This is a genomic window from Shewanella sp. HL-SH2, from assembly GCF_051164935.1.
Lineage (GTDB): Bacteria > Pseudomonadota > Gammaproteobacteria > Enterobacterales > Shewanellaceae > Shewanella > Shewanella glacialimarina.
Window position 1 is genome coordinate 4,262,506 of the sequence record NZ_CP195035.1, and the last position, 22,094, is coordinate 4,284,599.

The 22,094-nt window shown below is 42.7% G+C and carries 19 protein-coding genes; 5 read left to right on the forward strand and 14 right to left on the reverse strand.

Features of this window, described 5'->3' with window-relative positions; translation table 11 throughout:
* Positions 1-156: 156 nt before the first annotated feature.
* Positions 157-1,512, forward strand: a complete 1,356-nt coding sequence (locus ACRWP9_RS18755) for a flavohemoglobin expression-modulating QEGLA motif protein (protein ID WP_434929143.1) — start codon at positions 157-159, stop codon at positions 1,510-1,512.
* 51 nt (positions 1,513-1,563) lie between these two features.
* On the opposite strand, the gene ACRWP9_RS18760 is transcribed toward ACRWP9_RS18755, so the two are convergent.
* The 8 genes from ACRWP9_RS18760 to metB all read right to left on the reverse strand — a co-directional run bounded on the left by ACRWP9_RS18760 (position 1,564) and on the right by metB (position 10,603).
* Positions 1,564-1,947 (reverse strand): hypothetical protein, encoded by a 384-nt coding sequence (locus ACRWP9_RS18760; protein WP_434927247.1) that lies wholly within the window; start codon positions 1,945-1,947, stop codon positions 1,564-1,566.
* Between the two features lie 56 nt (positions 1,948-2,003).
* The gene (locus ACRWP9_RS18765; RefSeq protein WP_434927248.1) at positions 2,004-3,368 is read right to left on the reverse strand and encodes an alanine/glycine:cation symporter family protein; all 1,365 of its coding nucleotides are present in this window, start codon (positions 3,366-3,368) and stop codon (positions 2,004-2,006) included.
* A 161-nt stretch (positions 3,369-3,529) separates the two neighbouring features.
* Complete coding sequence (locus tag ACRWP9_RS18770; protein WP_434927249.1) at positions 3,530-3,784, reverse strand: cysteine-rich CWC family protein; 255 nt, start codon at positions 3,782-3,784, stop codon at positions 3,530-3,532.
* 109 nt (positions 3,785-3,893) lie between these two features.
* The gene (locus ACRWP9_RS18775) at positions 3,894-4,952 is read right to left on the reverse strand and encodes a c-type cytochrome (protein ID WP_434927250.1); all 1,059 of its coding nucleotides are present in this window, start codon (positions 4,950-4,952) and stop codon (positions 3,894-3,896) included.
* 9 nt (positions 4,953-4,961) lie between these two features.
* Positions 4,962-5,597 (reverse strand): c-type cytochrome, encoded by a 636-nt coding sequence (locus tag ACRWP9_RS18780; protein WP_434927251.1) that lies wholly within the window; start codon positions 5,595-5,597, stop codon positions 4,962-4,964.
* A gap of 268 nt (positions 5,598-5,865) precedes the next feature.
* The gene (gene metF, locus ACRWP9_RS18785; RefSeq protein WP_434927252.1) at positions 5,866-6,750 is read right to left on the reverse strand and encodes a methylenetetrahydrofolate reductase; all 885 of its coding nucleotides are present in this window, start codon (positions 6,748-6,750) and stop codon (positions 5,866-5,868) included.
* 265 nt (positions 6,751-7,015) lie between these two features.
* A complete protein-coding gene (locus ACRWP9_RS18790; RefSeq protein ID WP_434927253.1) occupies positions 7,016-9,409 on the reverse strand; it encodes a bifunctional aspartate kinase/homoserine dehydrogenase II in 2,394 nt (797 codons plus the stop codon).
* A 21-nt stretch (positions 9,410-9,430) separates the two neighbouring features.
* On the reverse strand, positions 9,431-10,603 hold the full coding sequence (gene metB, locus ACRWP9_RS18795; RefSeq protein ID WP_434927254.1) for a cystathionine gamma-synthase: 1,173 nt from the start codon (positions 10,601-10,603) through the stop codon (positions 9,431-9,433).
* 207 nt (positions 10,604-10,810) lie between these two features.
* Between metB and metJ the strand changes: the two genes are divergently transcribed.
* Both metJ and ACRWP9_RS18805 read left to right on the forward strand, forming a co-directional pair.
* Positions 10,811-11,125: a met regulon transcriptional regulator MetJ gene (gene metJ / locus ACRWP9_RS18800; protein ID WP_188840950.1), complete on the forward strand. Its 315-nt coding sequence runs from the start codon at positions 10,811-10,813 to the stop codon at positions 11,123-11,125.
* A gap of 173 nt (positions 11,126-11,298) precedes the next feature.
* A complete protein-coding gene (locus ACRWP9_RS18805; RefSeq protein ID WP_434927255.1) occupies positions 11,299-12,030 on the forward strand; it encodes a sulfite exporter TauE/SafE family protein in 732 nt (243 codons plus the stop codon).
* Between the two features lie 24 nt (positions 12,031-12,054).
* Here the strand turns inward: ACRWP9_RS18805 and ACRWP9_RS18810 are convergent, their stop codons facing one another.
* From ACRWP9_RS18810 to ACRWP9_RS18820, 3 genes are all read right to left on the reverse strand, one after another.
* Entirely contained in the window at positions 12,055-12,996 is a 942-nt protein-coding gene (locus ACRWP9_RS18810) for a pseudouridine synthase (protein ID WP_434927256.1), read from the reverse strand.
* A 43-nt stretch (positions 12,997-13,039) separates the two neighbouring features.
* The gene (locus ACRWP9_RS18815; RefSeq protein ID WP_434927257.1) at positions 13,040-13,618 is read right to left on the reverse strand and encodes an LON peptidase substrate-binding domain-containing protein; all 579 of its coding nucleotides are present in this window, start codon (positions 13,616-13,618) and stop codon (positions 13,040-13,042) included.
* A 167-nt stretch (positions 13,619-13,785) separates the two neighbouring features.
* The gene (locus ACRWP9_RS18820) at positions 13,786-14,841 is read right to left on the reverse strand and encodes an alpha/beta hydrolase (protein WP_434927258.1); all 1,056 of its coding nucleotides are present in this window, start codon (positions 14,839-14,841) and stop codon (positions 13,786-13,788) included.
* A gap of 91 nt (positions 14,842-14,932) precedes the next feature.
* Between ACRWP9_RS18820 and ACRWP9_RS18825 the strand changes: the two genes are divergently transcribed.
* Positions 14,933-15,394: a YhcH/YjgK/YiaL family protein gene (locus ACRWP9_RS18825; RefSeq protein WP_434927259.1), complete on the forward strand. Its 462-nt coding sequence runs from the start codon at positions 14,933-14,935 to the stop codon at positions 15,392-15,394.
* A 116-nt stretch (positions 15,395-15,510) separates the two neighbouring features.
* Here ACRWP9_RS18825 and ACRWP9_RS18830 read toward each other — a convergent pair whose 3' ends face one another.
* Positions 15,511-16,044 (reverse strand): NUDIX hydrolase, encoded by a 534-nt coding sequence (locus ACRWP9_RS18830; protein WP_434929144.1) that lies wholly within the window; start codon positions 16,042-16,044, stop codon positions 15,511-15,513.
* A 255-nt stretch (positions 16,045-16,299) separates the two neighbouring features.
* On the opposite strand from ACRWP9_RS18830, the gene ACRWP9_RS18835 reads away from it, so the two are divergent.
* Positions 16,300-18,594, forward strand: a complete 2,295-nt coding sequence (locus tag ACRWP9_RS18835) for an aminotransferase class V-fold PLP-dependent enzyme (RefSeq protein ID WP_434927260.1) — start codon at positions 16,300-16,302, stop codon at positions 18,592-18,594.
* A gap of 204 nt (positions 18,595-18,798) precedes the next feature.
* On the opposite strand, the gene ACRWP9_RS18840 is transcribed toward ACRWP9_RS18835, so the two are convergent.
* Positions 18,799-20,868: a PhoX family protein gene (locus ACRWP9_RS18840; protein WP_434927261.1), complete on the reverse strand. Its 2,070-nt coding sequence runs from the start codon at positions 20,866-20,868 to the stop codon at positions 18,799-18,801.
* Positions 20,869-21,202: 334 nt separating this feature from the next.
* Positions 21,203-22,093, reverse strand: a complete 891-nt coding sequence (gene atcC / locus ACRWP9_RS18845; RefSeq protein WP_434927262.1) for a cold adaptation protein AtcC — start codon at positions 22,091-22,093, stop codon at positions 21,203-21,205.
* Position 22,094: the final 1 nt, after the last annotated feature.

A 22,094-nucleotide genomic window follows, 5' to 3' on the forward strand; every position in this document is an offset into this window, starting at 1 on the left:
TAACCTTAGTAATAAACACATCTTGTTTAGGTCATAAACCAGTGCAATTGCACCGATATAATCCATGGCAGATGAAAATTTTCGATTGGTGAATCAAAGCAATTAATGAGAACATTGATTAACTTTGCCCAGATTTATCAAACCATAGGTAATGCAATGTCTGATGCTTTAATTCGTTATCAACAAGATATTCGCCGCTTTTCGGATGAATTAATCCGTATACAAGCACCGATTAAAATCCTCGACACCATTAAATGGCCACGTGAAATCGAAGACAAATTTTTAGCCAAACAAACTAAAGTACTACCAGAAATAAGCACTGACTTTTACGATTCAATTCCCGTGTCTTTCAATACCGGTAAAACCCAGCAAGACTTGAAAAGTCTTCGCTCTGCGATTGAAAAGGGCTTAGGTAAGAAAGATAAACTAGGTAAAATACTCATTGCCAATGTTGACCAATATCGCATTGTGATCGACATGCTCAATAATCGTGGTAAACCCATGTTTGGCAAACTCAGCCAAGAACTTTATGGCAGTGCTAGTCATAAATTACACGGCGATCGCCATACATTACGCCAGCTAGGTGACAGGCTAAGTCATATTTTCTCATTACCCGCTGCAAGGCATATGAGTAAACAACATCCTAAAATCATCACCGCACCAGAGGCCGTAAACCAACTGAGTCAGCGACTGGTTAACTATTTTCATGATGATAAAATATACGTAAAACTCAGCGATGGTATTGTGTCAGATGCGGCGGTCGGCGGTGACACGGTTAAAATAAACACTCGCGCCATGTTCAGTGAATCAGATATGAATGTGTATGAAGTACATGAAGGTTGGGTGCATGTGGGCACCACACTCAATGGACGAGCCCAACCGCATGCTACATGGTTAAGTGTTGGTTCTCCGCGGGTTACCGCTTCACAGGAAGGTCTAGCGGTATTAATGGAGATGTTAACCCTTAGCTCTAACCCCGGAAGAGCTAGACGTATCAGTGATAGGGTGTCAGCCGTTGATATGGCGGAGCAAGGGGCGGACTTCATCGAAGTGTATCGATATTTCAGAAACCTACACTTAAGCTCAAAAGACAGTTACCGAGTCACCCAGCGTGTATTTCGTGGTGGCATGGTCCAAGGCGGCAGTTTCTTTACCAAAGATATTTCCTATGTCCGCGGCTATGTTGAAAACATCAACTTTATTCGCAGTGCTATTAGCACTGGTTTACCTGAACTTATCCCTATGCTGTTTTTAGGTAAACTGGCTATCGAAGATATTCCTGATCTCTATCAAGCTTATCAAGAAGGTGTGATTGCTGGGCCCAAGTATCTTCCACCTATGTTTGCAGACATTAGTGGTCTATATGCATGGTTTGGATTTGCTTCAGGTATTGGCAATATTGATTTAAAAGGAGTGCAACGCCACTTTGCGCGCTCTTTTGATAAGGTCACCATCAAAACCCCAGAAGCAGACTTATTTGATGATTCAGAATTTGATAATAACTCGGATTAAAATCCATAAATAAGGGCAACCATAGTTGCCCTTATTTTATTTCATGTCCTATCAATCAATAAGATATCCAGTCCCTCGACACTCAATCAATAAGCTACATTGTCCATAGCTTGAGCGTTTACACTCGTGCACTACCAAGGCATTTGCACCTCTTCGCTGGACTTGTGCTTTCAAAGACTTTATCAATGACTCATCACTGGGCGCCGTCTTATTTAAATCAGTCGGTCTATCCTGTTGACAATATGACGCGTCGACATTACCTAGGTCTTTGTATTGACGATTAAAGACGTATTGCTGGCTATAGACATCAACATCATTAGCCCTGATGTTTTGTTCACCAACATCAAATACATTAGTATTAAATTTAATTGATGAGCATCCTTGCAGTAACAATGACGCCATAAGCATTAACATTAAAACCATAAAAGCTGGCATTGCAACATCCTTATTATATGTGATCCTAATTAACGCGCACTGGGTGTGCTTTAACCTTATAACGCTTTTTTAAGCGCTTTTTGTTTCGCAAAATACTCACGTGTTAAGCCAAACACTACCGGGCTTAATAACATCAATGCGATCAAGTTTGGCAGCGCCATCATCGCATTTAACGTATCAGCTAATAGCCAAATAAACTCTAATGAACTAATCGCACCAATCGGTACGACTAAGGTGAATATTAAGCGGAATGGCTTAACCGCTTTATCACCAAATAAGTACTGCACGCACTTCTCACTGTAAAAACTCCAGCCTAAAATGGTGGTAAATGCAAATATAGCCAGTGCAATTGCCACAATGTAATTTCCCAAAGGCAAGGCATGGGAGAATGCCAGCGAGGTCAATGCCGCCCCATTTTCACCCGATGTCCACGAGCCAGTAACAACAATAGCCAAGCCGGTGATAGAACAAACAATGATAGTGTCGATAAACGTACCTAACATTGCCACTAAGCCTTGCTTAACTGGGTTGTTAGTTTTTGCTGCTGCGTGGGCAATTGGCGCACTGCCTAAGCCTGCTTCATTTGAGAATATACCACGGGCCACACCAAAACGAATTGCCGCCCATACTGCAGCGCCAGCAAATCCACCTTGTGCCGCAACAGGGTTGAATGCACTGTGAACGATAAGCTCGAACGCTGCTGGTACTTGATCAATATACACCACTAATACAGCTAGTCCGGCAGTGATATAAAACACCGTCATTAATGGCACAAGTTTACCGGCAACTTCTGCAATGCGTTTAATACCGCCCATCAACACAGCACCAACTAATACCATTAGCACCACACCGGTAATCCAACTTGGTACACCAAAGTTACTGCTTAATGCGTCTGCTACCGAATTTGATTGCACAGTATTACCAATACCGAACCCTGCAAACATACCAAAAAACGCAAAGGCTGTGCCTAACCAGGCCCATTTTTTGCCTAAGCCATTTTTGATGTAATACATAGGGCCGCCAACATGATCGCCATTGCTGTCGGTTTCACGAAATTTAACTGCTAATACCGCTTCTGCAAATTTGGTTGCCATGCCTACTAATGCAGTACACCACATCCAAAACAAGGCGCCTGGACCACCTATGACAATTGCAGTGGCAACACCGGCAATATTGCCTGTACCTATGGTTGCTGAAAGCGAGGTCATCAAAGCATTAAAAGGGCTTACATCACCTTTTTCGCTTTCATCAGTGACAGTTCTCCCTGACCATAATAATTTAAAACCTGTGCCTAATTTTAAAATTGGCATAAATTTCAAACCAATAGATAAAAATAACCCTACGCCTAATATCATCACCAGCATGGGAACACCCCAAACGATGCTGTTAATATTACTTACTAAAAGTGTGACCGCTTCCATTTAATATCCCATGATTAACTAAATTATTATGTTTATTGTTATTTATGTTTTATCAATGCTGAAATTTATCGAACTCGAAGCATTATTTTCAGCAATTTTTTAGAGTACCTTGATTAGTGTATTTTTTGCAACAATCTAGCAACTAAAAATAGGTGTTTGATTCACGATGTCGAAGGCTTAAAAATTTGTACTACGGGTAAGGCAGGTAAAGACATGCGTGCCATTTGGGCTAAACAGGATTGACAGACACATTGCTGCGCATTAATGCTGGCTTGAGGATACGCTAGCTGATAGCGCTTGATCAGTTCGACCGCTGAATAATCTGACAATACACACCAACAAGTTAAAACATCTTGCCCACTGGCCATCACACATTGGTTCATTTGATCACAGATGGGGCAGTTTTTTGCAGACAAAGTCATACCTTTGCTAGTTGTTATTAAATGCTGAATATTAATCGATAGCTGCTGAAAACTGACATCGCCCAGCTCAATCACTTCAAATTAGAACGATGTCAGTTATACACTATTTTTTTGGAAAATTAGCAGAAGAAGTACTGCCTAATACTGTTCCTGCAACACTTTGACCGTAAAAACCATCATGCTGATGATATTGGCTTTGTGTTTCAACCACATTGCCTTTAAATCTAGGGTCTTGAGGGCGATCTTGCGAATTAATATAAGCCGCGACGTCCCAAGCTTGTTGAGGAGTCAGTTGGACACTTTTACCCAAAGGCATGTTCTCATAGATAAAATCTGCCGCGGTATTGACTCTGTGCATGCCTGCGCCCCAATTAAAACTTTGTGCTCCCCATACTGGTGGCAGAGCAGCTACACCGGCAATGATTTGACCTTGACCATCTTGCCCGTGGCAAGATTGACAATGCGCTTGATATACCACTAAACCGCGTTCAGGAGAATAAGCTTGTTCGGCTTTAGGTACGGCAGGGTAACCGCGACCAGGTAATTGTGCCAATGCATCTTCATCTAAATGGATAGTCACCGCTATTGGCATAACGAAATCATCATGACGCGCACCTTTAATTAATTCAACATCACTTAATTCCGGCACGGGGCCTGCAACATTGTGCTGCAGCATCAAACCAGACATGCCCAACCAATATGAATAAGCAGATAGCGCCACTAACTCTTTACTGCCCGACTCTGGTGCTTTGCCGTTCATCGAATAAGTGAAACAACCTTGCAAGCGTTCTTCAAAGCTATTAACTTTGTCGTTTTTCTTACGATAAGCCGGATAAGCAAAATATGCTCCCCACAAAGGTGAGGCATTGGCTTTATTGCCCGCATTGAGGTGACAATTAACACAATTAAGCTGGTTGCCGACATACTTGTCACGTAGTTGCTGGGTATTAACAAATAATTGATAACCTAAGCGAACTTTATCGCCAAACTCACCTATTGGAATATCTGACAATGCCGCTGGCTGAAGGTAGGTTTGTTCAGCTTTAGGCACTGAAGGTAAAGCTTGTTGACGATCAGGTAGCTCTGTAGCAATAACAGCAGCATTCATATTCAAGCTAAACAATACTGCTGCGCCTAAGATGATGTTTAATTGGAATTTCATGGAGTGTCCTTACTTAAGCGATGCAAAATAGTGGGCAAGTTTGTCAATTTCGATTGCGGTTAATTTACTGGCAACATTACCCATCATATTATCGGCATCGCCTTTGCGGGTGCCTTTTTGCCAAGCTTCAAGCTGGCTTTTAATATAACTGGCTTGTTGGCCAGCTAAACGCGGAAATTGCTCAGCACCTATCGCAGAAGGACCATGACAAGTAAAGCAGGCGGGAATATCGCGCGCCCAATCTCCTTGATAAGCGAGTTTTTCGGCGGGATCTGCAATCGCCACTTTATCACCACGGTATCGCAGCGTAATGTCATCGACGGCTTGAGAGGCAAAGTAGTCAGCGGCTACTTGAATATTATCTCCTTGTACCGTCATCGCCATAGGCTGCATTAGTGCATTTTGCCGTTGCCCAACTTGAAACAACTTGATCTGTTTAACCATGTAGGATGCTGATAAACCAGCTAATTTAGGTCCTGCAACATCAAGTCCCTGCCCTTGAGCACCATGACAACTCACACATACCTGCGCCGGAACGGGCACAGTCTGTAGTAACTCTTTGGGTGAAGACTCTGGAATGGATGCGCTCACATGTAGACTTACCATACTGCTCACGAATGTTGCAGCGATTATTATTTTATTCATCATCTCGCCCTTAAGAAGTCCGTATCTATATTCATCGGACAAACTATAGATGATTATTTAACCTATTAACACCGACTATTTTTCATCCATTTTTAATAAGTCATCTCAACTCGGGTTAAGAGATGAATAAGCGATATTAAAAAATATAATATTCAATTGCTTACAGAAAAATTGAATTTTGCGCTGAGGTTAAATACTAATAAGCCTCCGTTGCTATTACAACGAAGGCTTAATAAGTTTAACGATTCTGTCATTAACTCAAGTGAAGTTACTTAGGGCGCACGCCTAAGGTATGGCAAATAGCATAAGTCAATTCGGCACGGTTTAAAGTATAAAAGTGGAAGTCTTTCACCCCTTCACGGGCTAATACTTTTACGGTATCAATGGCCACGTTTGCACCCACTAATTGACGCGTGGCAGGGTCATCATCTAAACCTTCAAACTGACGGTGTAACCATGCAGGAATAGCCACATTAGTCATATCCGCAAAACGCTTAGTTTGCTTAAAGTTAGTTACCGGTAAAATACCTGGCACGATTTCAACATCAATACCCGCTGTAACACAGCGGTCGCGAAAACGAAGATACGACTCTACATCAAAGAAAAACTGAGTAATTGCGCGGTTTGCTCCGGCATCAATTTTCTTCTTTAGGTGAATTAAATCAGCTTGAGCATTGCGCGCATCCGGATGCACTTCTGGGTAAGCCGCTACCGAAATATCAAAATCAGCAACTGAGCGAAGTAAACGCACTAAATCATTAGCAAAACGAGTCGGCTTTGGGCTGCCATCGGGTAAGTCACCACGCAGTGCGACAATATCTTTAATGCCTGAATTCCAATAATGTTTGGCAAGTTCAATCAGCTCTTCATCGCTGGCATCCACTAAGGTTAAATGCGGTGCTGCAATTAAATTAGTTTCACTTTGAATACGCTCAATAACACTGTGAGTGCGGTCGCGCACGCCTGAATTAGCACCGTAGGTTACCGATACAAATTTAGGGTTTAATGGTTCTAAACGACGAATAGAATTCCACAGAATGGTTTCCATTTCTGGTGTTGAAGGTGGAAAAAATTCAAATGACACTTTGATATCACTTAACTCAGATAGGCTCTGATTTAACGACTGTGAGTGCTGGGCGTGATGAAAAGCCATTTTATATTTCCTTCAACTGCTTCGATGCGAACATCGATGGATTTAATACTCGGATGATGACTGTCTATTACTTTACTGCGACTTTATAATGGACGTTTAGACGTCCATATGTCTATATAGTAATTTAACTGACCATGAAGTCAAGAATAAATATTCATTGAATACGTATAACCACGATGAAGAATGTTCAATTTGAAGATGAAAAAAAAGCAAGACTCAAAAGAGTCTTGCTTAATTGAACTGGGTTGTCGTCAAAGCAAAGTTATTATTCTTGCAATAAATCGCGACAAATATGCACTAGATCAGATTGAACAGCTGCCGCGGTGACTTCTCTACCCGCGCCTGGGCCACGTATAATCAGCGGATTACCTTGATAAAATGCACTGCGGATAACAAACACATTGTCGCCGGGCGTTAAATTGGCATAGGGATGATTACGGTCTACCCATTGAATGCCCACTTCCGCTTTCAATTTGCCACCCACTTTATCTAATGCCGCCACATAACGTAGCACTTTATTTTGCTCTGCGGCGGCCACAAATTGCTGCAACATTTCAGCATCAAGCTCATTAATGCGCTTTAAAAAGTCTGCTAATGTTAATTTAGCCAATGCTTCAGGCACTAATGAGTTTAGAGTAATGTCTTCTAACTCAATGGCTAAACCAATTTCACGCGCTAAAATAAGCAATTTTCGTTGCATATCTCGACCCGATAAATCATCACGGGGATCAGGTTCTGTAATCCCCAGCTCTTTCGCCTCAAGCACTAATTGAGAAAATGGTTTACTGCCATCATAGTTTTCAAATAACCAACATAAAGTACCTGAAAAAATGCCGCCAACCGCTTCAATCGTGTCACCGCTATTACGTAAGTCATTTAACGCATGCTGAATAGGCAACCCAGCACCACAACTGGCGTTATAGCGCCAAAATAAACGTCGATTACACAGTTGCTGCTTTAGCTCTCGATAAAAAGGCAATGGTCCTGAACCCGCCAATTTATTAGCACTGACCACATGAATACCTTTAGCAAACAATTGTGGGTATTGTAAGGTCAAGGTGGCACTGGCACTGATATCAAGCGCGACTATCTCATCGCAAGACAGTTGCTCTAATTGGTCAAACAAACTGTCATAGGTCCATTCTGTACCTTGTTGCTCATATTGTTGCTGCCAGCTGTCTAAATTAACCCCAGCGTTATCAACAAAAGCCTTTTTAGAACTCACCAAACCGACTAATTCGACTGTGGCTTCTAAGTCTTTATTTAGCCCAAAACGAGCACGTTTAAATAAATCTATCCACGCCTCACCAATATTGCCTATACCTAGCAGCAGTACGCCTATGCGCATTCTTGGGCCGGCACAGCGGCGATGTATTTTTTGAGTCAGTAAGCTAACCTGTCCCTGTGGTACTAATGTCACTAGGCTTAAGCCATCTTGATAAACAGGTTTGGCATCGCGACTTAACAAACGGGCAAAGCTTTTACGATACAATTCTGCATCGGCACTGACCAAAGCCACTAGCCCCAAGTCGCATTGCGCCTGCAATTGCGTAATACCAAACTCAGCAGTTTGGGACACTAATAAAGACTGCACTTGCTTTTGCCTTTCTAATGTAAAGGCTAATTCATACTTATGTTGCGCCAATGACCAATAAGCCAATGGCGTTAAGCCCGCTTCGGTCAGTAATGTTAACAAAGGCCCTATCGCTGCGGCGGCTTTAAAACTAAATAACACCACTTCATTTAAACTGGTTACTACAGGCGCACTAGCTGACGAACTATGGGGGGCAATCAAAGTAAAATCAGTGTGAGAGGCATAGCTTGAGCGTACGGCTAAACTCACTTCGGTATTGAACAAAGGCTGTAATGTACGTGAATGCAATACTGGAGAGCCCAGTCTAGCTAATCGATCGGCTTCAGCCAAAGACATACTTTTTAGCAGTTTGGCATCATTAATTTTATTCGGGTCAGCATTAAATACCCCTTCAACATCGGTCCAAATTGTTACCCGATCAATATCAGCCAAGCTGGCAATTAATGTCGCGCTAAAATCAGAACCATTTCGCCCAAGCAATAGTGTTTCACCCTGACTATTAGCACAAATAAACCCTGTAATGACTAAACGCTCATTAGGATGAGCCGCTAATAAAGCCTGCACTTTGGCTCGCGACTCTTCTACCCGAATATTAGGCACAGCACCTTCGTCAGCGACAAGTATTGAACAAGCGTCTACATGGGATGACGCTACACCAGATTCACGTAATAACGCCGCCATTAATCTTGCTGACCAACGTTCACCAAAACTCACCACATGGCTAATTTGATATTCATTGCGCTGTTCAAGTGATAATAAGCTAATCAATTGTGACTTGTCGGTCGACAAGCGCTCACGTAAATCACGTGCTTGCTCATTAGATAATAATTGTTCGATTAAGGTTTGCTGATAGCCGATTAATACTTGTAGCTCTTCTTGCCATAGCTGACCGGTTTCACGCAAATTGAGCAGCTTATATAAAAAGTTGGTACTTTTACCTGCCGCTGAAACAACAATTAAGTCATCGCTGTGACCATGGGTCAGTAAAATGTGGGCGACTCGGCGATAACAATCCGCATCTGCAAGACTTGAACCACCAAATTTATGTAAATGACCACGCGCCATGTATTACTCCTTAAACGACAACTACAGCGCTGCGACTGCAGCTAATGCGGCTTTAATATCTGCCACTAAATCTTCACCATCTTCAATACCAACAGATAGTCTCAATAATGTATCTTTAACGCCAGCCTCAAAACGGGCTTGGGCATCCATTGCTCTATGGGTCATAGTCGCAGGAACGGCTATTAAACTTTCCACTCCGCCTAAACTTTCAGCAACACTGAACAAGGTTAACGCATCTAAGAATGCTACAACCTCTGCTTCACCACCTTTCAGCTCGAAACTGAGCATAGCGCCAAAGCCTTTTTGCTGTTTTTTCGCAATTTCGTGTCCAGGATGATCCGTTAATCCTGGATAATATACTTTTGCGACCACAGGGCTTTGACATAGCGCATCAACTATCTGTTTGGCATTGGCTTGATGTTCACGAATTCGCACTGCTAAAGTACGAATACCACGCAGAGTAAGGTAACTGTCAAACGCTGATCCCGTTAAGCCTAAGGTGTTTGACCACCAATGCAGTAACTCGCCGATGTCTGGATCTTTAGCTACAACAGCGCCGCCAACCACATCACTGTGACCATTGATATATTTGGTCGTGGAATGGATAACGATATCAGCCCCTAAATTTAAAGGCTGCTGCAAAATAGGTGATAAAAAGGTGTTATCCACGGTAACCAATGCGCCAACTTCTTTTGCTGCAGTAGCAATGGCGGCAATATCAACCACACGCAGTAATGGATTGGACGGGGTTTCTAACCACACCATTTTAGGCTTTTTGGCAATGGCTTCCGCTAATGCTGCCGCGTTGGTTTGATCAACGACGGCCAATTTAAACTGACCTTTTTTGGCCAAGTTAGTAAATAAACGGTAACTACCTCCATAGCAATCATGTGGCACAACCAATAAATCGTCTGGGCCTAATAAATGGGTCACTAGCGTAATGGCAGCCATGCCAGTACAGGTTATCACTCCGGTAGCCCCTTGCTCTAATTTGGCTAAGGCTTCGCCTAAAATACAACGTGTTGGATTGCCTGAACGGCTGTAATCAAACTCACGCGGATTTTTATGGCCATCAAAAGAATAATTGGTCGATAAATAAATTGGCGGGACAACTGCACCATGTTGTGTGTCACTTTCAATCCCCTGTCGGACGGCGACAGTAGCATTGCTATGTTGTTTACAAGACTTGGTCATGATTGATTCCTAACATTACGAACACACAAAGAGATGTCTAGATGGCTAAATTTACCTAACTGAGCAGCTCAGGTCAACAAAAATAGACGTTTAGACGTCTAAACATAAAGAAATCTATTTGCAATGTGCACTAAAACACAGCAATAATTTGACTAGAAACTTTAAGGGTTTAAAATCTGCACCGTATTTAAAGTAAAGGGTGAGTTAATGACTGAGTGGAATGGCGACTATATTAGCCCATATGCCGAACACGGCAAGAAGAATGAACAAGTAAAAAAAATCACAGTTTCAATTCCGTTAAAAGTATTGAAAGTACTGACCGATGAGCGCACTCGTCGCCAGGTAAATAATTTACGTCACGCGACAAATAGTGAATTACTTTGCGAAGCTTTTTTACATGCTTACACGGGTCAACCATTGCCCGATGATCATGACTTATCAAAAGATGAGCCTGACAGCATTCCGCGTGAAGCGAAAGCATTGATGGACCAAATGGGTATTGAATGGGAAGACTTAGAGTAATTAATCACTTTTAAGTCATTTCACATCTGCTATTCATTCCATCAAGATGAATATCCTGCTTAGTCAGGGTAGTTATCTTGATGGAATTTTGTTTTTAGACACGATCAAACAATTGATATCAATCAATATACAAATGCTTGTGTTGAAAAACGTTAGTTACTAAGAGTCATTGCATGCCATTCATTGATCCCACCACGTTATTACTCGCCTCAGTTATTATTTTTTGCGGCGCATTAACCCAAAGCTTAATCGGTTTCGGTTTAGCCGTAGTCGCCAGTCCCTTACTGTATATTATCGACCCACAGTTAGTGCCCGTTCCAGTGATTGTGATGGGGTTTGCAATTTCACTAATGACCTTATTCAGAGAGCGTAGCCATTTAGAATTTAATGGATTGCAATATGCGTTACTTGGCAGAATTCCGGGTGGTTTTTTGGGCGCAAGCTTACTATTGCTCGCCCCCCAACCCATATTAGGACTCGCTATTGCGGGTATTGTATTTACAGCGGTTTTATTGAGTGTTTTTAAATTGTCCGCACCTGTGAATCGGATAACCTTATTTATTGCGGGTATTGTCTCAGGTATTTTTGGCAACATTGCCGCCATTGGTGGACCGCCAATGGCTATTTTGCTGGCCGGAAAAGATGCCAGCCAATTTAGGGCGGCACTATCAGCCTTTTTTATCTTTAGCTCAATGATTGCACTGGCTATTTTAGCCATTGTAGGTTTAGTTGAAGTGAAGCACATTTGGCTTTCTTTAATGCTGCTTCCATCGGTATTCGCAGGCTATGTTATAGCAGGGCGCATTGTCGGCAAAGTCGATAAAAACAAAACCCGCAAAGCCACCTTAATATTGTGTTCGTTAAGTGCGCTACTATTAACGGTAAAGTCATTAAATAGTCTTTAAAAACCTTTGTTAACATAGCTTAAATCACATAGTGAGTCCTTCACTGCACCAATCATTAACTTCATTAGTGATTGGGTCAACAAACTGCAAACGCTGCGCTAATAACTGTAATGGTTTGTCAAAATCATCATCGTCTTTAGCCTGCAGTCTGGGATAAAAACGGTCATGTAATAAAGGCATGCCTAAACTCTGCATGTGTACCCGTAACTGGTGGGTTTTACCGGTAACGGGTTCCAGTTCAAAAAGTCCTAGGTTATTGTTAATTTTGAGCAATGTAATCTCAGAATGACTATTACTAGGCCCGTCAACAATCTGCATGGTAAAACTAGGTGTTCCACGTTCTAGCCGATTCTTAATGGTCCAATGATATGGCAACATCATCTGATTTAAGGCGAAGTCTTGTGGTAACTCGGCCACTGCTTGGTAGGTTTTTTTAATTTTATCATCGAGAAAAAGTTGATGATAAGCATGTCGAGTCTCAGGATTTACCGTCATCAACATCACGCCAGCGGTGTCTTTATCAAGCCGATGAGCTGGAGCTATTGTGTCTATTCCAGTGCGAATACGTAAACGGTGTACTAAGCATTCATTCACATAATTACCACCAGGGGTAACCGGTAAAAAATGCGGTTTATAGACAATGATTTTATGATCATCTTGATAAAGAATTTGCTCGGTAAAAGGCACTTTTTTTTCAACTGCAACTTCACGATAATAATAAACCCGTTTGGTTGCGGCATATTCACTTTGGCAATCAATTAATTGGCCATCTTGCCAATGTACTTTGCCCTCTTTAATCCGTTGATCCCACGCTGAGGGTGATATTTGTGGAAACTTATCAATTAAAAAAGCCAACACTGTTGGATAAACTGTAGAGGATTCACTCGTGCGAGGTAAGACAACATAGGATGGCTGCGCCGCAATAGCGCCAGTAGGTAAAAGTGACTCGTGAGTAGATTTCGACATAAAAATTATCAGGGTACCGAATAGATACCCTTATATTATCAGGTTATACATCAACATGGGATTTTAGTAATTGCAGGACAAAGTCCATGGTTTTGTGACAATTGGGCTGATCCACCAAACGTAACTTATCACGACTATACATGGGCAAAACCTCTAACCAACGCTGACTCACCCAGGTCGCATCTTCTAAATGAATTTGTGAATACAAACCAAGTAAATCAGGGTTAACTTCATAAAACTGTTCAAGCGCTGCGCTGATAATTTCAAACTTACCCACTATCGGCTCATGGCGCCAATTCTGACAAGGAAGAGTCCGTGCTATCCATACGCCATTGTGCTGTTTAGCTGCCGATAATACTTTTAAGCGTTGCTTACCCTCTAACACAATACTTAGCGACTTATCTTCTAGTTGGTGAAAGTCGATAATTTCACACTCGGTAATACTGCGATAACAGGGAAGTTCACTTTTAGCCTTTAGCGCTGCCATGGCTAAACCGTATTCACCTTTAAGCACTGATGCCACCAGCGCCAATTCAGCAGGAAAAGCAACCCTAAACTCGAGCCGGCCATTTGGCAACAACACCGCATCTTGTATCAGTAAAGCCATTTCACGTGTTTGCATTTTCGCCTCCAACACCATCAAGGTGAAGCACCAAAAAAGCGAGCATCAATAAGATGCTGCTCCATATCAGTGTAGTCAACGATGAAAAAACCAACAGTAAATTAAGATAAATTAATGCTAATGTACGACTGAAAATGCAACTTACTTTGTTCCACAATACCAGTAATTTACCAAGCCTCAAGATGATCCATTACGGTACCATTGGCCACAATAGTTGCTAACTCATCAGCTAACTTTTGGCTCTGTTTAATACTTGTTTGCCAATAATCAATCCGAGATTGGGTATCAAGATGCTTAAAATCTTCACGATCTGGAATTTTTCCATAGGGTAGCGAGGCAATAAATTCAGCCGATGGCGCCAGAATGAGCGCGTTGTGATAATTACTGCGGGCCTTACGCCATATCAGTGACTTATCAAACCAACCAGGGCTCATATGCGGGTAAAAATGTGGATATAAGGTTAAGCCACTTTCTTTGGGTAGGGGTAAATCAAAATGATAATCGGTAATGCCACCATCGTAATACTTACCTTTTGGCAGACCATCAATGTCGCGCACTGGATCAAGTAATAATGGAATTGAACCGGTGGCGAGCAGTGCCTGGCGAATATTATTTTCAGTCAGTGCCATTTGCTTGGTTGGTAGGTCTTTTAAGCGCCCAAACGGAGATGCGGCATCTTTATGGCTCAGTAAAATACGTTCAAAATGCCATGCAATACTTTTACGGTTAACGCTATTACTGGCCGCAGCTAAGGCCAAACCAATGGCAATGCCAACCTTAGACTGGCTGCTATTCACATGACGGGCTCGACAGGCAATAATATGATCCCGAAATATCGGGTTAGCAATAATATCCGTCCCCGCTTTATCACCTAAAATACCATCAACCACACCCTGCACTTGTTGAGTGACTTGCTCTCTGGTGGGCACATCGTCATAACGCTGAGTGATATAAAAATGTTCTAATCGCTCATAGGCTGCTAAAGGGTTGTCTTGTCCTAAACATGCTAAACGCCATGCACCGGAAGACGCTCCCAGCATATATAACGGATCTTGACGGTTCTTAAAAAACTCACCAAAAATATACTTGTCTAACCCTGCAATACCAATCCACTTAGGACCGCCTGAAGCGGCTAATAGCTGGGTAAACATACCTTGCTGTAAACCTTGCGCTTCTATCTGTTTAAAAGCGGTTTCACCTGCAATAAGCCGTAATGCTGACAAATGTTGATCCTCTAATACTTGAAGAGTTAAAACAGTGATATTATTGCCATACTATGACACTTTCACTGCTGAATTATTCATTGGAACTCTTATGATTGTTGACACTTTAGCAAATCGCCATCTATATACAAAACTGCATCCACGTTTAGCCTTGGCATTAGCACACTTAGCTGAAACAGATTTTACCGCCAAAGCTGTTGGTAACTATGAACTAGACGGTAAAAACCTGTTTGTTATCGTCAATGATTATGAAACCAAACCAAGAGAAATTGAGCCATTTGAAGTACATCAGCAATATATTGATGTCCAATATGTGGTCAGTGGTGCAGAAGAGTTTGGTTATTTACCGTTAGCGGATCAAACACCGTCTAAGCCGTATTATGACAAACATGATTATGCCGAGTTTGACTTCGAATCAAATAAACAAGATGCGGCATTTATTGCCTTAAAAACCGGTATGTTTGCTATTTTCTTTCCTGGTGATATGCACATGCCAGGCACGTTTGCTACGCCGCAAAAAGTCCGTAAAGTGGTTATCAAGGTACGTATTTAACTGCCTATCTTGAACTTCAATCGTGTCAATGGAAAATGGAATAGCAGGCATTGAGTGGTGTCATTGACCGCGACTTTGACCATAAAGTCGCCGAAAGTTTAAAAGTCGCCTACGGCTTAGTTCAATAACTCTGCTTTAATCAACTGCAGTAAAAAGGTTTCTCTTTCTATCGATAAGCCTTTCTTGTCACTGCTAGCAATAGTTTCCAGGTTATGGGAAATCGCGGTATCAATATCAATCCACACCGGGGTCATACCATTACTGATCTCGTGTGCTTCAAACTGGGTGTCACCCAATTCATCTTCAATTTGACATACATAGCAGTAAGACAGCATCTTGACCGATTCAAAACCGTCACGTCGCCATGGACGGTATTCTTGATACAAACCAAATGGAATGATGTCACCAGTGACATTAGCACCGGTTTCTTCCCGCAGCTCACGCACTAACCCTTGCACTATGTCCTCACCCGCATCGACCCCGCCGCCCGGCAGTGAATAGTCATGATAACGCTGGGTGTACAACATCAAAATATGGTTGCCACGAAGCACAATGGCACGGGCAGCCAAACGTGTCAGCATAGTGGACGAATTATTATCAATAAATGCTGCCGGCGTTTCAGGATGATAACGAGTGGTTAAATGACGCATCTTAGGGCCTGCTGACAAAAAACGCATCATACGTTGCAAGGTGTTTTGGTTCAAGAAAGCGCTCGAAAAATACTTTAAACAAGGTAATCAAAGGTAAGCGTTCAACAAAGCTGATTAATAGAATCTTCAAAGATAAATCACCATAAGTTTAGGCTTGTAACTGATCACCAAACTGCTAATATAACAAAAAGAAATTAGATATAACAAAAAGAAATATGCAGTTTGACCTAATAATACCAAGCAGAGTTGATCTAAATGAATAATAACCACGACCTGAGCCAAATATACCTAGATGCCAATGCGACAACCCCTGTGCTACCTCAAGCCGCCCAAGCTGCACTGTCGGCCATGGAGCTGCTGTTTGGTAACCCAAGTTCAAGCCACATCACCGGCCTTCGCGCCAAAGATTTAATGGAACAGACCCGCAACAAAGCGAAGCAAATACTAGGTTCTGAAAATGGCAAAATCATTTTCACCAGCGGCGCAACCGAAGGCATTCAAACCGCTATTCTGTCAGCATTAATCAGTGCCAGAGAAGCCTTAAAAGCCACTCAACAACGGGGCGAAGATTGCTATTTACTCTATGGCGCAACAGAACATAAAGCCGTGCCAGAGTCGCTTAAACATTGGAATGCCTTGCTTGGTATCAATGCAAAGGTCATCGCCATTCCGGTTGATGGTTATGGCAACTTAGATCATGACTTTATTAGTCAGTATGCGCCTAAATCATTAATGATTTGTACCATGGCGGTGAATAACGAAACCGGGGTATATCAAGACCTAAGCGCCTTAGAAAATACCATTCGCCAAGCCAGCAGCACTATTTTTTGGTTAGTGGATTGTGTACAAGCCCTGGGGAAAATATCGCTTAATCTGGCTCAAACCACTATCGACTATGCTCCCTTTAGTGGCCATAAATTGTATGCGCCAAAAGGCATAGGGTTTATTTATATCAGAGAAAATGCGCCACTTACGCCGGTCATTGCCGGTGGTGGACAAGAAAGCGGCCAGCGCTCAGGCACCGAAAACCTGCCAGGCATGGCGGCGATTAATGTTATTTTTGACCAACTGGTTGCAACAGACTCATGCTTTGCCAGTCATCAAACCTTACATGCATACCGCCAACAACTTGCCGACACCCTAAGGCAAGCTTTTCCGCAAATTGTGTTTAATCACAGCTTTGACAATAGCGTGCCAACGACACTGAACTTTGCAATTAAAGGCTTTAGCAGCAAAGAAATAATGGACTTATTTGACGCCGCTAATATTCGCGTTAGTTCAGGTTCTGCATGCTCATCTAAAGTCACCCGTAGCTTTGTGTTAGATGCTATGGGCTTACCAGCCTGGCAAAGTGAGTCGGCTATTAGACTGTCTTTTGGCCCTGCCATGACACAAGCTGAAGTGAGTCAAGCTTGTCAGCGTATTATCAGTACCGCCCAAGCCTTAACCCAAAGTTGCATGGTGCTAGATAGTGCTAACATTGATGATAAAACCCCTTTAAATGGTTTAGTACAATTACGCTCAGGCGCTAGCTGCACCTGGGTTTATATCGAAGCGGCGTCAAAGAAAGCGTTTATTATTGACCCTCTGCCAGAGTTAACAGAGCGTTTAGATACCTTACTGCAATGTCAGCAGTTAGATTTAATCGCCATTATTGATACCCACGGCCACGCTGACCACGTTTCAGGACGGGTATTGCTGGCGGAAAAACATCCGCAAAACATTCAGTGTGACGGACTAGGTTGGCCCCAAACTGCCTTATCAGTGACAGAGAATGGCCGCCAATTGGAATACATTCAGTTGGCTGACAAATGGCTAGTCAAAGTGCCTACGCCTGGGCATACCGGTGACAGTATAAGCTTGCTACTGTGCCAGCCTTTAAGCGGCTCAGACACATTAGCCAGTAACACTTTATTTGCTTTTTGTGGGGACACTATTTTAATGGGCACCCTAGGGCGGACTAATTTCGACAGTAGCAGTGCAGTATCCATGTATGGCAGCATTCAATTACTCAGCTCTGTCTTAGCACCACAAAGCCTTATTTGTGCAAGCCATGATTATCAAAATGAATTTGCCACTCACTTAAGCGCTGAGTGCCTGCGCAATCCGTTATTACAACAGGTGAGTCAAAACACCATCACTGTGGATGAATTTGTGGCGCGTAAGTTAGCACTCGACAGCCAACTTAATGATCAAACCGGCAGTGAAATACTCTGCGGTGCTTTACCCACAGCGAGTTGCAGCAAACTTAAACCCATCATAGAGTATTCAGCAGCCAGTTTAGATATCGCCTTACATTCCTCTAAGGTTAAATTAATTGATATCCGCGAGCCCCACGAATATGCATTACACCATACGTCAAAGGCTTGTGAAAATGTGCCATTAACGCGTTTAGTGCAATTTATGCAACAACATCAGCATGATAAAGACAGTGAATGGGTGTTAGTTTGCCGTAGCGGAAGTCGATCTCTTGTGGCAGCTCAAGCTATGCAGCGCCTAGGGTTTTCACATATCGCCCACCTAAAAGGTGGTTATGCACTGGCTCACTAGTTAAGCCAGCACGGGCTTGCATCAACGGGATTGGAGTCGATGAGTTTTGGGGTAATACGTTGATATCTCTAAAGGTCAATAGACAAAATGTTTCTTTCGGCTAACAATAAAAAAGGCCCTTAGACTTTGCGTCTAGGGCCATTTTATTAACACGCTGCACTGTTAAATAGGTGCGACTAAGTAGGAGCTATTAAATCAGTCCGATTAAATGCCAATTTCGCCGCCATCGTTTTTACGGATCATCACAGTGGCCGCGCGGGGACGTAGCTGAGTACCCGCTGGAGTAACTTCAGTCGCGTTATTCGAGTATGGCCAGTTGCCTGGATGCTGAATGTTAACAAACGCGGTTTTATAATCTGGCGTAATTGCAAAACCGGTCACTTCACAATCATTAGGGCCAACAAAGAAACGCTTTAACTGCGCTTGTGTTTCAGCACTAATCACTTGCTGCTTACCATCCGCATCAACCAAAGTAGAGGGCACAACCGCTAGCATTTGATCATTGGTATAAGAGGTCACTTCATCGGCACCGTTATCGGTTTGCACCCATAAAATACCACGGGCATCAAACGCTAAACCATCTGGGCTAGCAAATTGATTTAAGTCGTCCAAACCTGACAAGTTAGTCTCTGCATCACCGTCGGTTGGTGAACCAAATACAAAAATATCCCAGCTAAACTCGGTAGCTTTATCGCCTTCGTCCCAACGAATAACATGACCAAAACTGTTGTTTAAGCGAGGGTTAGCTGTGTTTGCTTCAGTACGCTTAGTGTTATTGGTTAATGTTAAATAAACACTGCCAGTAAATGGATCAACCGTTGCCCATTCAGGACGATCCATCGGAGTTGCACCCACTAAATCAGCAGCACCGGCGGTGTTTAAAATAATCGCAGCCTGTGAATCGAAACTGCTGGCTAAAGTGCTGCCATCTTTTGTTACTGCATCTAAAGTTAATGGCAACCACTCACCCACACCGTCTTCACTAAACTTAGCCACATAAAGCGTACCCGCATTCATGTACTTATCACCCATAGCAATACGATTGCTGGTATTCGCATCTGCTGCTACCCACACGGCATCAGAGACAAATTTATATAAGTATTCAAAACGAGAGTCATGACCTGAATAGAACGTAATTGGTTTGCCTTCTTCTAACTTACCAAAAGTACAGCCTTCATGGCGGAAACGACCTAAGGCGGTACGTTTAACCGCGCGTGAATTAGGATTATACGGATCAATTTCAACAATATAACCGTGGCCATTAGCTTCATTACGGTAATCTTGACCCGCGCTATTACCTGACGGCGTAACGTCAAAACGCGCAAATTCATCAAGTCGTTCGTCATCATCACCGGCTAGGTGATCCCAGCCATAACGGGTACCTGATTTGGAAATACCAATACGTGTTTGGTCTGCTGGTAATGTGCCTTTATTGACAAAGTAACCTGGCCAATTTTCTTCACAGGTTAAATAAGTGCCCCAAGGTGTGCTGCCATTACCACAGTTATTTAATGTGCCACGGGCCTGACTGCCATCAGGTGAGTAACGTGTTTCTAAGTAACTGGTATAAGCCATAGGACCAGCAATGTCCATCACACTTGCGCCGGTAAAACGACGGTTATGGGCATCATTGCTAACCACTTCCCACATGCCGTTATTGAGCTTAATGCGCACAACTGATACACCGTGGGCATTAATTTCTTTGCGAATTTCATCAATTATGGTTCGCTTGCCATTGGCATCAAAGGTTGGTCCTGTTGGGTGCAGCGCATCTTCATCAATATATTCATGGTTAATACATAATAAACCATCATCATTTGAGTCATTAAGTGGGAAAAAATGCATACCATCATGATGCATACCCACTGAATTAGCCTGGTCTTCACCGGTATTGGTTCCATCTGCTTTCCAGGCCGCGGCTTTGGCGTTCAATGGAGTTCCCCATGGCGCAAGCACGTACGCTGAATAACCGGCAGGAATCGCCACTGCGTCGGTTTTTGAACCAGCAATAGAATCAAAACCTAATACCGCAGAGCTTTTTGTTGGCGGAGTTGGAGTCGGTGTAGGCGTAGGAGTCGGTGCTGGATCGGGTGTTACTGTATTGTCGTCTGAGCCACATGCGGTTAATCCCACGCCGGCGAATGCGGTCATAGCACTGATCCCTAGGCCTCTTTTAACAAAGTTACGACGAGATAAATGTTTTTCCATCACCTGTGCAAAAGGTGTGTTATCGCTGTTATTAAAACGTCGTGGATCAAATGTCGCTTTGCTCATAATATGTCCTTTGAATGTCTAGGTGTTTTCGAGATCGTTGTCATCTGCAACAAGTAAACTTTCTTTTTATAAGATTAGTTTCCGGACATAAGATAAGCGGGGTTTATGACAATTGAGCATAAATTAGATGACAGAAAAGTGGCAGTTTAAAGACAGCAGGCTAATGCTAAAAAAATAGCTAAAAAAATAGCGACTCAAGGTCGCTATGTTTATTGTTGGGACTAAGTTGGAACTAAATAAGACCTTAAGCGCCATTACGCTAGCAGCGTCTAAAATCTAGCTGTTTCTATAAATCTAACTCACTATAAGTCTAACTCACTATAAGTCTAACTCACTACAAATCTAAGTATAGCGGCCAACCCAGTAAGCCGTGTAGGCCTTCTTTTTGCTCGAATCGCTCAAGCTTCTCCAGGCTTGCGCCTTGCATTTGCAACTCGCGATAGCCTTTAGCAAAACTTAAGGTACGCAGTAAACCTTGAATGTAATGCTTGCTTAAATCTTGACGGATTATCTCAGCCAAATCTTGAGGCAATTTAGCAATGGCATTTTCAGTTTGTGCCATCAAGTAATCGCCATTAAACCAAGCATCATCAAGTTCAATTTTACCTAAGCGTTTTTTAAGATCTTGTCTTACGCCGCGATCAGCAAATAAGGTACGATAAATCACCGCTTCTGCCAATACAGCTTCAAGATTAAGACAATCTAAAGGGTCGTGATCTGAGGTAACATAAAACGCCTGCAATAGCGCTTTAATACCTTGCTGACGTTGATGCTCGGTTAACGCACTTTGATAACTTTGCCAGCCCAACCATTCTTCCATATCCGGCGGGCTAGACACATTTTCAAGTAAGCTTTCGCTCACATCACCATAAAGTGATTTGTTGGTGTTCAAACTGCTTGCGTGGGTGAGCAAGCTCCAGCCCTTTTGAAAGCACTTAAGTACCCCATCAGGACCTTGCAGCAAAGGTAAAGATGCTGCAGGTTCTTGTCCTGTTAAGGCAATAAGCCCTATGCTGACCACACCAATAACATCGTGTGCTGCATGTTCTAACAAGTGCACTTTATGCTTGTTGTAGAACTTATCAGCCAGCTTAAGGCTCATTAAAATCGCCTTAGCCTTTATTTGTTCGAGCTCATCTTGGCTTAGTTTGTTTTCGCTTTGACCGTAAGCTATCACTTTTGTCAGGTATGGCCCTTGATTTGGGTCCCGTAATGCCAGTTGCATA